Genomic DNA, 11,587 nt, shown 5'->3' on the forward strand with positions numbered 1-11,587 from the left:
ATGTGTGATTACGAAATAAACCCTCGCAAGTCCTGTACACTCGGGAGTAAGTATTTACACTCAATATCTTGTTGATCAGCATGAAGTAAACCTCAGAGTTACTAATTCAGCGGTTGACACATCATGTAATTACACAGCCGGAGTTTTAACAGTGCATTTAAAATCTAATCTAATGACACTGGTTAATTAAAAACCTGATGGGCATGAGTAAAAATAGAACAACCTTCTGATGTGAAAAATAAATTACTCAAGGATTTTTATTTCAATGAAAGACCAAACCCTGCGTTATTACGATGCCGAGTTGCGCTATTTGCGTGATGCGGCGAAAGAGTTTGCGCAAACTCATCCTGATCGCGCCGCGATGCTCGATCTCGATAAACCCGGCACACCTGATCCTTACGTTGAACGTCTGTTTGAGGGCTTTGCCTTCTCAATGGGAAGACTGCGCGAAAAAATTGACGACGACCTGCCGGAATTCACCGAAGGGCTGGTGAGCATGTTATGGCCACACTATCTGCGCACCATTCCTTCACTTTCCATTGTGTCGCTGAGCCCCGACGTGCCGTCGATGAAAATGGCAGAAACTGTGCCCGCGGGAATGGAAATCTATTCCCGCCCTGTCGGCCCTAAAAATACTGTCTGCCAGTACCGCACCACGCGTGATATGACGCTTAATCCGCTGGCCGTTTCGAAAGTGGTAATGGCGACTGAGCCGGACGGACGTTCAGTATTGCGCCTGCGTCTCTCATGCAGCACGCAGACTGACTGGTCACAGGTTGATCTGCGTCGTCTGTGTTTTTATCTGGCAGGTGAGGCACCGGTTAGCAGTGCGCTGCATCTGGCCCTTACCCGCCGTCAGGCGGCGCTGTATATCCGCCTTCCCAATCAGGCTGACCGCATCAAACTGGATGGCTGGTTCTCGCCGGGCGGATTCGCGGATGAAGATTTGCTGTGGCCAAAAGGCGAAAGTGCGTTCAGTGGCTATCAGTTGCTGCTGGAGTATTTCACTTTCCGCGAAAAATTCATGTTCGTGCATCTTAACGGGCTGGAATCAGTGACCTTGCCCGCAGGCATCGCATTCTTTGACCTGGAAGTCGTATTCAACAGCCAGTGGCAAAGTGATCTGCCTGTTACCGATGAAGCCATGGCGCTGCATTGTGTGCCGGTGATCAACCTTTTCACGCTGGAAGCAGATCCGCTGCTTATTAACGGACTGGAGAATGAGTACCTGCTGCGTCCGCGCCGTTTACAGGACGGTCATACCGAAATTTATTCGGTCGATTCTGTTACAGGCTCACAACGCACGTCGGATGCGACTTACGTGCCCTTCACCAGCTTCCGTCACCGCGGCGGGATGCAGAGACGCCATGCGCCGGAGCGTTATTTTCACACCCGTGTTAAACGCGGTGTGACCGGGCTGCATGATACGTGGCTAATTCTCGGCGGTCAGCAATGGGAAGTGGATCGCGAATTCACCCGCGAGCCCGTCTCCCTGAAAATTACCGGCACCAACGGTCAGTTACCACGCAAAGCGTTACAAAGCACCTTACTTGATCGCTGTGAGGCCGTATTACAGACGTCGCTGAAAGTCCGAAATCTCAGCAAGCCGACGCTGCCTTCTTATCCTCCGGCAGAAGATCACTTCCAGTGGCGCGTGCTCAGTCATCTTGGCTCCAGTTATCTTAATCTGATGAGCAATGCAGACGTGTTACGCGGGACGCTTGAGCTCTATAACTGGCAGAGCGATGAACTGAACAACCGCCGCCTGGATGCCATTCAGCAGGTGCAACATCATCAAATCCAACGTTTTGAGAAGGGATTTTTGCTGCGCGGCATTGATATCGAAGTCACGCTAGATGGCAATGGCTTTACCGGTGAAGGCGATATTCATCTGTTCGGGGAAATGCTCAACCGCTTCTTTGCGCTTTACGCTGATATTCATTTATTCAATCAGTTAACCCTTATCGTTCAGCCTGCCGGGAAATGCATCCGATGGAAAGAGAATCACAATCAGCGCCTGCCCGGCTGATCGAGCAACTTCAAGATAAACTGCCCTACACCCAGTTTTATCGATTTTGTCAGTTGCTGGAGCAAAGCCAGCCAGATGCCCCTGCTCTGGGCAGCCAGTGGCAAGTCAGACACGACCCCGTACGTTTTCGTCCACATCCGGGGATGGGATTTCCCGCCAGCGAGTTTAAACGGGTGGAAATGCCGGAGCATCCGCATCTTCCACCGACCATCCGCACGACGTTTATCGGGTTGTACGGTGTCGAATCGCCGCTTCCTACATCCTATATCGATGACATTACACAGCGTCGCGATGGTTACGAAGCCGTCGCCGATTTTCTGGATATCTTCAACCACCGGCTGACCACGCAGTATTACCGGATCTGGCGTAAATACTCATATCCCGCCACGTTTGCCCCCGGCGGGATGGATAAAACCTCGAAATATCTGCTGAGCCTGTGCGGGCTGGGCATAGAGGGATGTACGCAAGATATTGCCACGCCGGTTTCCCGTTTTCTGGCACTCACCAGCATGATGCGGCTACCGACACGCACCAGCGAAGGCATTATCGCACTGGTTCAGTTGCTGGCACCGGATACACAGGCGCAGGTACTGGCGCATGACCGCTGCAATATTCCCCTGCGCAAGCAATTGACCATGAGCGCCAGCGCGCCGGTCAGTATGAGCAGCAGCCCGGTGATGGGGCGCCAGACCGTCGATGTGAACTGTCAGGTTTTGCTGAAACTGAAAACTGAAAATCCGGATGAAGCCCGTGAATGGCTTCCGGGTGGCCAGCTTTACACCGATTTGCTGGCGTTGTTGCAGGTGTATCTCGGCTCCCGGTTGCACGTCCGTTTACAACTGTCGGTGTCACGCGCGCTGCTGCCCGATGCAAAGCTTTCCTGCCGCCCGGAAAAATCCGGTGTGCTGCTGGGAAGAACCGCAGTGATGCGCAGGTTAAGGATTACGTCTGCACCCCAAAATAAAACTGAAATGATCACTATTAATCTGGGCCGCTATCAGCGCGTTCAGGAAAATCTTCACAGAAGGGAAACTGATGAATATGGCGACTACCGCTGGTAAAACCCGTTTTACATTACTGATGCTGGCAATGGTAACGACCCTGAGCGGATGCGGGCTGACCCAGAAAGTCAGCGACGGTACGGTTGCTGTGACCAAATCCATTTTTTACAAGCAGGTGAAAACGCTGCATCTGGATATCACAGCACGCGACGCTATCAACAACAATGCCAGCGGCGCTCCGCTTTCAACGGTGGTGCGTATCTATCAGCTGAAAGACAGAAAAGTCTTTGACGATACCGATTATCCGTCGCTGTTTACTGAAGACAGTCAGGCGATAAAAGCCGATCTGCTGGAGCAAAAAGATATCCGGGTTCTTCCGGGGGCAGCAGTGACTATCGACGTGCCGATGAATGAAAAAGCACAGTTTGTGGCGGTCGCGGGTATGTTCCTTTCACCGGATATTACCAACAATACCTGGCGTATCGTGCTAAGCCGTAACGATCTGGATCCGGAAAAGGCGCGCCAGATCGAACTGAATAATCAGGGAATGAAACTGCTGCCACTGAAGGATAAGTGATATGTCGCAACCCTCACTTTACGAAATGCTGCTCGGCAACTTTGCTGGCGGCCTCGATCTGCACAACGTCAGCGAAGAAAATCAGGTGATCCTCTCCGTACTCGACAACATGCAGCGCATCCTCAATTGCCGAGCCGGAACGCTTACCCATCTGCCGGATTACGGTCTGCCGGACATGAGCAAAATCCTGCAAGGAATGCCCGGTACGGCGCATTCACTCCTGGATGTCTTGTCAGAGACCTTGCTGAAATACGAGCCACGCATCAAAAAACTGCACGTTATTTTATTGCCCCAGTCCAGCCCCGGACATCTCGAATACGCCATTGACGCCGAACTGAAAGAGCTTGGCTTAGTGCGATTCGGTACCGAGTTTATGCCGGAAGGCCGCGTGCTGATGCGCCATATGAAACAGCAGAATTACGTCAGTTAAGGAAAACAACCATGTCTATTGAACGCCAGTTGCGCACCGGGGATGACCCGCGTGCGCTGGCTGATTACGCGGTTTTACGCGAAGAACTGAGCAAATTAACCCATCCGGCGCGTCCGGATGTGGACTGGAAAAAGGTGGAACACCTGTGTCTGAACCTGTTCCAGCAAAACGGTATCGAGCTGCAAACGGCCTCCTGGTACACACAGGCCAGAGCGCGGCTAGCGGGCATGCCGGGATTAAATGAAGGGCTGGCGATCCTCGAGGCATTAATTTCACGTCAGTGGCCGGGACTGTGGCCGCAGCCGGTGCACGCGCGGATGGAAATTCTTTCGGGTCTGAGTCAGCGTCTTCAGCAAATATTGCGCGGTATGTCACTGGAATATCATGATTTATCGCAGATTTATCAGGCAGAAAAACTGATCGCTTCGCTTTGCAATGTGTTGCAACGCCTTGAACTGAAACACGTCAGCCAGCTGGAAGCACTGACTAGTTTCATGCATGGTACTGCCGTCAGGCTGGAGAATATGCACGCGACCAGCGATGCAGCAATCGTTTTACCGGCGGCAGCGGCAGAAAAAGCGGAAAAAGAGTGGACCGCGCAACCCGGTGAACAATGGGTGTATGTTGCGCAGAGCGGACCTGCCGAACCGCAGTTGATTGCACCGCCTTCGCCAGTGAAACGTCCGGTGCAGTGGAAAGGGTTTATCGCAGGTATCGTGGTGACGGCATTGGCCGGTACCGGTTTTAAAGCCGGGATAGATGCTTTTTATCATCCGCAAACGGCAGAGCAACTGATGGCGACGCTGCCGGTATTACCAAAATCGCTGAACGCACAGACGCTGGAAACACTTAAGAACCAACAGGCTGAGATGCTCCACCGCGAGGCACCGGCATTTCTGGCCGCCACCCAACAGCAAACACGCCAGCTGGCAGCATTGCCACCGCGCTGGGCACAGGACACCGGAGCACAACTGGTAAAACAGGCGCAAATCCTCTGGCCGGATAACCCCGCATCTCAACAACTGGCAAAAAACTGGACACAGCAGCTTAACGCCAGTGCGATACCGCTGGAAAACCTCGATGGCTGGCAACAGGCGAATACGCAGTTACAGCAACTGGCGGACAAACTCAACGGGCTGGATGAACAACGCGGTAAATACATGACCGTCTCACAGCTAAAATCCTCGGTATTCGCCATCCAGCAGGCGCTGAACAGTTCGCCGCCAGTCGAAGAATCGCTGCGCAAGCTGGCGCAGGATAAACAACAGCAAAAAGGCATATCCCCGCAGCGGATTATGCAACTGGATAACCAGTTCACGCAGTTGCTGAACAGGTATGTGTTGCTCATCCAGAACTTACCGGCGACAACCGAAAAAAATGGTCAGGCAGATCACTAACTGATGTTTGTGGCGGCGGACGTCAGCCATCTTAAATTACAGAGGAAGTATGTCAGCAAAAGAACGGTTTCTAAAAAAATTACAAGACAGCCAGCCTCGCACTGGCTCTTTTGAAAATAAAGGTCAGGCGGATATCGCCGAGTTCCGGCAGCGGATCAGCCTGCTGCAGGAAAACATGGAAGAATGGCTGGAAGGCACCGGTATACGGATCGAAGGCACCACTATCTCACTGGTTGAATGTCTGATGGGCGGGAAATCATTCAGCGTTCCGGGTATACGGCTGTTTTATGAAGACAGGCAGGTGAAATTCACGCCGGTCTATTTATATGGCCAGGGCGTCACAGGCTGTGTGGAATCCAGTCTTTGCGTTCAGGGTCGCGTGACTGTCCTGTGCCGGTTGTTTATGCGTGCTGGCGAAAACAGGGACTGGACATGGCGCCCTGCAAATCCCTTCACCGGGCCAGAGCGGGCGTTTAGTGAAGATGCCTTTTTTGAGCTGATAGAAGGCTTATTACCCTGACGCCTGCGGGCGTCTTTTTTCCTCAGTCACCCGGGCAGACTTCCGTTAAAATGTAAAAAAATGCTACAAAAATTACCTTCCGGCTGCATTTTTCACCAAAACCGATGACATAAATTTACATTGCATTAAAAATAAGAATGCGCTGCCGCTCCTGCAAATTTAACTTTCTTGTTACCAATTTTGCACACAACAAGCCATTACCGAATGCAGGGAAATTACATTTGAAAAACATCACAACTTTTTGATACAGATCAATGCAACAACATGACCTCTCACTTTTTGTGGTTAATTCCCTTCCCCCGCTTTTCTCCGAATTTAGTTTTCCCTCCCCTGCTTTTTACCCGTACTGAAAGTGTTTCAGCGACTAATTTCCCCACGGAACGGTCCCTGTTAATCCCTTCGCGCGATGTGCTTAAATCGGTTTCTCGCAAAACCCCGGCAGTCCCACCCTTTCATTCATGACTTCACCTGCGAATGTCATACATCGCCGGTTCCCGTACCGGTATTGCTGTTTGGAAGGGTAACCTGACACACAAAAGAGGTTGTTATGTTTGGTCTTGATGCGCTAGAACTGGCCCGGATCCAGTTTGCCTTCACCGTCTCTTTTCACATCATTTTTCCCGCTATTACTATCGGGCTTGCCAGTTTTCTGGCTGTTCTGGAAGGCATGTGGCTGAAAACAAAAAAAGAGGCATATCGCGACCTGTATCATTTCTGGTCGAAAATCTTTGCCGTTAACTTCGGTATGGGCGTGGTCTCCGGTCTGGTGATGGCTTACCAGTTCGGCACCAACTGGAGTATGTTCTCGTCATTCGCGGGCAGCATTACCGGTCCGCTGCTGACGTACGAAGTGTTAACTGCATTTTTCCTCGAAGCTGGCTTCCTCGGCGTGATGCTGTTCGGCTGGAACCGCGTCGGACCGGGCCTGCACTTCTTCTCTACCTGCATGGTGGCGCTCGGCACACTGATGTCGACGTTCTGGATCCTCGCTTCCAACAGCTGGATGCAAACCCCGCAGGGCTACGAGATTGTTAACAACCTGGTGGTGCCGGTCAGCTGGATGAAGGTTATCTTCAACCCGTCCTTCCCGTTCCGCTTAATGCACATGACTACCGCCGCGTTTCTGGCGTCTGCCTTCTTCGTGGGTTCTGCTGCGGCATGGCATTTGCTGCGCGGTCGCGATACGCCAGCCATCCGTACCATGTTGTCGATGGCAATGTGGATGGCGCTGATCGTCTCGCCAATTCAGGCATTCCTGGGCGATGCGCACGGCCTGAATACCCTGAAATATCAGCCTGCTAAAATCGCGGCCATCGAAGGCCACTGGGAAAATAAAGACAACAAACCTTCCCCGCTGGTGCTGATCGGCTATCCCGATATGAACCGTGAAGAAACCCGTTACGCGATTGAAATCCCGTATCTGGGCAGCCTGATCCTGACGCACAGCCTGACGCATCAGATCCCGGCGCTGAAATCCTTCCCGAAAGAAGACCGCCCGAACTCTTCCGTCATCTTCTATACCTTCCGCATCATGGCCGGTCTCGGCATGCTGATGATTTTGCTGGGGGTGCTGAGCCTGATCCTGCGCCGTGGCGGCAAAATGTATACCTCTAAAGCGTTCCTGCGCTTTGCTTTCCTGATGGGGCCTTCCGGTCTGCTGGCGTTGCTGGCGGGTTGGATCACCACGGAAATGGGGCGTCAGCCGTGGGTAGTTTATGGCCTGCTGCGTACCAAAGATGCGGTATCTAACCATAACGTCATCCAGATGAGCGTCAGCCTGATCCTGTTCATCGTCATTTACTGTTCGGTGTTTGGTGTCGGTTACGGCTACATGATGCGTCTGATCCGCAAGGGTCCGCAGGCGCACGAAGGTGAAAGTGTTGATCACGGTGGTCCGGGCCAGCACCGCACGCCTGCGCGTCCGCTGTCTGCGATTTCAGAATCACTGACTGACGAAAATAAGGGAGCTTGATAATGGGTATCGACTTACCGCTGATCTGGTTTTTGATCATCATCTTCGGCGTGATGATGTATGTGGTGATGGACGGATTCGACCTGGGTATCGGCCTGCTATTCCCGCTGGTGAAAAAAGAACACGACCGTGATGTGATGATGAACACCGTTGCGCCGGTCTGGGACGGCAACGAAACCTGGCTGGTGCTCGGCGGTGCGGCACTGTATGGCGCATTCCCGCTGGCGTACTCGGTGATTCTGGATGCACTGACTATCCCGCTGACCCTGATGCTGTTCGGTCTGATTTTCCGTGGCGTAGCCTTTGAATTTCGTTTCAAAGCCAGTCCGGCCAAACGTCACGTGTGGGACAAATCTTTCATCTGGGGTTCGGTGATCGCCACCTTCTGTCAGGGCGTGGTGCTGGGCGCGGTGATCAACGGAATTCCGGTGGTGAACCGGACTTATGCCGGTGGCGCACTGGACTGGCTGACGCCGTTCACGCTGTTCTGTGGTTTTGCGCTGGTGGTGGCTTATGCCCTGCTCGGCTGCACCTGGCTGATTATGAAAACCGAAGGCGAATTGCAGGAAGCGATGCACAAAATCGCTAAACCCCTGTTGCTGGTATTCCTGCTGGTGACGCTTGCAGTCAGCCTGTGGACGCCACTGACCCACAGCGATATCGCCACCCGCTGGTTCTCGCGCCCTAATCTTTACTGGTTCCTGCCGGTACCGGTGCTGGTGGTGCTGGTCTCCGCGTGGATGTATCGCGCCATCAGCAAAAATGCGCATCACGCGCCGTTCCTGCTGACGCTGGCGCTGGTGTTCCTCGGCTATACCGGTCTGGGGATCAGCATCTGGCCGAACATCATTCCGCCGTCCATTTCTATCTGGGAAGCGGCTTCACCGCCGCAAAGCCAGGGCTTTATTCTGGTCGGCGCACTGTTCATCATCCCGATCATTCTGGTGTACACCTTCTGGAGCTACTACGTGTTCCGCGGGAAAGTCACACCGGATCAGGGTTATCACTGAGGAATCGCGTTATGAATCTCATCAGAAAAATGGATGACAGCAACATCACTAAAGCCCCGTTCTTAAAGCGTGTCGGCTGGATGGCCGTCATCTGGGGCGGCAGCGTGCTGGCGTTATTTGTTGTGGCATCGGTGTTTCATCTGCTGATGTTTGCGGCAGGAATGAGAAGTCATTAAATGAAAACGATTGGGAGGAATTTTGCTGGTGCACGCAATGTCGAAGCAAGCTTCAACTCCCTAAAATTGCTGTAATACCCCACCCCAACCCTCCCCTTCGCAGGGGAGGGAGCCGGGCGCTGTCTTCCTCAGCATCGGGAGATTAAGGGTCGGTTTGCCTTGCTCCTCCCCCTGCGAAGGGGGAGGCTGGGAGGGGGTTTAGCAGACAACTCTGCTATGCCCTCTCCCTTTTTTATTTCTCCAGCACCCGCCCGATAAAATCGAGAATATCGTCCATCGCTTCCTGACGTGCGGCGGCGGAAGGCATGACGATCAGCTGATCGGAATAGCCATTCATGATGGCAGACAACTGGCGGGTAACGCGTCCGGCATCGGTCGGGCGGAACACGCCGCTGTCGATCCCGGCGCGGATAATGTCAGCCAGCAGCGCCAGCCACTTATGCACCATCAGCCGCGCCAGTTCGGCGTAAGCCTCATTATGCGCCGCCAGTTGCCACAGCGAACCATACAACTGCCAGATATCGCCCTGCGTATCGGGCAGATAATTGCACACCAGCGTGTGTAATTTTGCTTTGGGCTCAAGCGGTGAAATTTCAGCGGAAAACTCTTTCAGCTCCGCCATCATCACCACCGACAGCGCTTCAACGCACAGCGTCTGCCAGTCAGGAAAATAATGATAAATGTGGCTGCGGGAAATCCCGACGTACTCCGTCAGCTCGCGCGTCGTGACTTTTTCAATCCCCTTTTCGATAAAGAGACTGATAGCTCCGTCAAGAATTTTAGCCCTTAACGCTTCCCGGTTTTCTTTCATAATTTATCCTGTACTGGCATTGAGCAGTTGCTCAGACCGGCATTTTATCAGGAAGCCTGGCGTGTGCCCACGGACTTACGCAGCACGATTTTCAGCACCACGACGCTGGTAATCACCAGCACAGCCGCAGAAATCAGCACCGCCAGAAACGCCTGATCAAACGCTGTTCGCGCCAGACTGGTCAGTAACGAAGCATGCTCAGGACTGAGATGCCCGGCGAGCGTCAAGGCTTCATCAAGACTGTCATACGCCGTTTCACCGCTGACCAGTCCTTGCGGAAGTGTCAGGCTGCGGCTGTAAACCGCCGTCATCAGGCCGCCCAGCAAGGTCACGCCGAGCACGCCGCCCATTTCCCACGACACATCTTCTATCGCGGCCACCATTCCGGCCTTGTCTTCCGGGGCGTTGAGCATGATCGACGTCGAGGCTGCGGTCACTGCGCCACCAAGGCCAAAACCTAAAATAAACAGACTGATCAGCTGTATCACCGCGCTGCCATCGTAGACCAGGGCGTGAATGACGATGCCGAGTGCAGATATCGCGAAGCCGCCGAGCATCATTTTGCGCACACCGACACGCGGGATCAGCATACCCGCCAGCGGCGAGGCCAGCGCAGACGCCACCGGGATCGGCAGGATAAACATCGCCGCCATAAACGGCGTCAGTCCAAGCACCAGCTGCAACCGCTGGCTCAGCACCAGTTCGATTCCGATCAGTGCAATCATTGACGTGATCGCCACGCCCACGCCACAGGCAAACGCACGGTTGCGGAACAGTGAAAAGTCGATCATCGGCTGTACTGCGCGTTTTTGTCTTCTGACGAATAAACCGAGGAACAGGACGCCTGCGGCCGCAGAACCCATGATCACCAGCCACGACGAATTAATCTGGCTCAGCTCTTTCAGCGCGTAAATCACGCCCACCAGCCCCGCCATCACCAGCGCAGAACCGGCAAAATCACACGGACGTTGTTTATTACCTTCACCGCGCGGGATCAGCGCCTGTGCAAACGGGAAAACGGCCAGCACAATCGGCACGTTGATCAGGAACACCGAGCCCCACCAGAAATATTCCAGCAGCACACCGCCAATGACCGGCCCGAGCGCCGCAGCGCCGGAAGCCACCGCCGACCAGATGCCGATCGCCAGCGCACGTTCACGTTCGTTGGTAAATACGTGGCGCACAATTGCCAGCGTCGCAGGCATCATCATCGCCGCGCCAATCGCCAGGAAAACGCGGGAGGCGATCAGCATTTCAGCGCTGGCAGAAAACGCCGCGCACAGGGAAGCGAACGCAAATACCGGCAGCCCGCTCATAAAAAGATTTTTGTGTCCGATGCGGTCACTGAGCATTCCCGCGCCCGGTAACAGACCGGCGACCACCAGCGGATAGGCATTCACTATCCATAATTTTTCCGATGCCGTGGCGCCCAGCGCCTGCGTCAGACGCGGTAAAGCGGTGTACAACACGGTCATATCAATGATGATCAAAAAGAGTGTACTGGTGACAATCGCAAGTATCAGCCAGCGGTTATTGACGAACATAAAAAGTGCCTCAGATAGATTTTGAGCAAACGCTCAAGGCCAGCAAGGTACTTGAGCAACCGCTCAAAATCAAGCAGCATCTGCCTGCCAGTTGATGAAGCGTTGAAGATGTAACGGGGG

At 53.6% G+C, this 11,587-nt stretch carries 11 protein-coding genes; 9 read left to right on the forward strand and 2 right to left on the reverse strand.

Annotated features, from left to right (window positions below; genetic code table 11):
* The first annotated feature begins 265 nt into the window (after nt 1-265).
* From tssF to GW591_RS17510, 9 genes are all read left to right on the forward strand, one after another.
* Complete coding sequence (tssF, locus tag GW591_RS17470; protein WP_037033081.1) at nt 266-2,029, forward strand: type VI secretion system baseplate subunit TssF; 1,764 nt, start codon at nt 266-268, stop codon at nt 2,027-2,029.
* Complete coding sequence (gene tssG / locus GW591_RS17475; protein WP_119262413.1) at nt 1,993-3,090, forward strand: type VI secretion system baseplate subunit TssG; 1,098 nt, start codon at nt 1,993-1,995, stop codon at nt 3,088-3,090. The genes tssF and tssG overlap by 37 nt, the downstream gene beginning before the upstream one ends.
* Entirely contained in the window at nt 3,071-3,607 is a 537-nt protein-coding gene (gene tssJ / locus GW591_RS17480) for a type VI secretion system lipoprotein TssJ (protein WP_276145821.1), read from the forward strand. The genes tssG and tssJ overlap by 20 nt, the downstream gene beginning before the upstream one ends.
* Complete coding sequence (tssE, locus tag GW591_RS17485) at nt 3,600-4,037, forward strand: type VI secretion system baseplate subunit TssE (RefSeq protein WP_037033085.1); 438 nt, start codon at nt 3,600-3,602, stop codon at nt 4,035-4,037. Before tssJ ends, tssE begins: the two co-directional genes overlap by 8 nt.
* 11 nt (nt 4,038-4,048) lie before the next feature.
* Complete coding sequence (locus tag GW591_RS17490; RefSeq protein WP_119262412.1) at nt 4,049-5,434, forward strand: VasL domain-containing protein; 1,386 nt, start codon at nt 4,049-4,051, stop codon at nt 5,432-5,434.
* A gap of 49 nt (nt 5,435-5,483) precedes the next feature.
* Nucleotides 5,484-5,954 carry a hypothetical protein gene (locus GW591_RS17495; RefSeq protein ID WP_119262411.1) on the forward strand — a complete coding sequence of 157 codons (471 nt, stop codon included), beginning with the start codon at nt 5,484-5,486 and terminating at the stop codon, nt 5,952-5,954.
* 547 nt (nt 5,955-6,501) lie between these two features.
* Nucleotides 6,502-7,926, forward strand: coding sequence for a cytochrome ubiquinol oxidase subunit I (locus tag GW591_RS17500; protein WP_013577855.1), 1,425 nt, complete (start codon nt 6,502-6,504; stop codon nt 7,924-7,926).
* Nucleotides 7,927-7,928: 2 nt separating this feature from the next.
* Entirely contained in the window at nt 7,929-8,936 is a 1,008-nt protein-coding gene (cydB, locus tag GW591_RS17505) for a cytochrome d ubiquinol oxidase subunit II (RefSeq protein WP_013577856.1), read from the forward strand.
* A gap of 11 nt (nt 8,937-8,947) precedes the next feature.
* Nucleotides 8,948-9,112 (forward strand): DUF2474 domain-containing protein, encoded by a 165-nt coding sequence (locus GW591_RS17510; protein WP_013577857.1) that lies wholly within the window; start codon nt 8,948-8,950, stop codon nt 9,110-9,112.
* Nucleotides 9,113-9,344: 232 nt separating this feature from the next.
* On the opposite strand, the gene GW591_RS17515 is transcribed toward GW591_RS17510, so the two are convergent.
* Both GW591_RS17515 and GW591_RS17520 read right to left on the reverse strand, forming a co-directional pair.
* Nucleotides 9,345-9,923 (reverse strand): TetR/AcrR family transcriptional regulator, encoded by a 579-nt coding sequence (locus tag GW591_RS17515; RefSeq protein WP_013577858.1) that lies wholly within the window; start codon nt 9,921-9,923, stop codon nt 9,345-9,347.
* A 47-nt stretch (nt 9,924-9,970) separates the two neighbouring features.
* A complete protein-coding gene (locus GW591_RS17520) occupies nt 9,971-11,467 on the reverse strand; it encodes an MFS transporter (protein WP_013577859.1) in 1,497 nt (498 codons plus the stop codon).
* Between the last annotated feature and the right edge of the window lie 120 nt (nt 11,468-11,587).

Source organism: Rahnella aceris (assembly GCF_011684115.1).
In the GTDB taxonomy this organism is placed as follows: Bacteria; Pseudomonadota; Gammaproteobacteria; order Enterobacterales; family Enterobacteriaceae; genus Rahnella; species Rahnella aceris.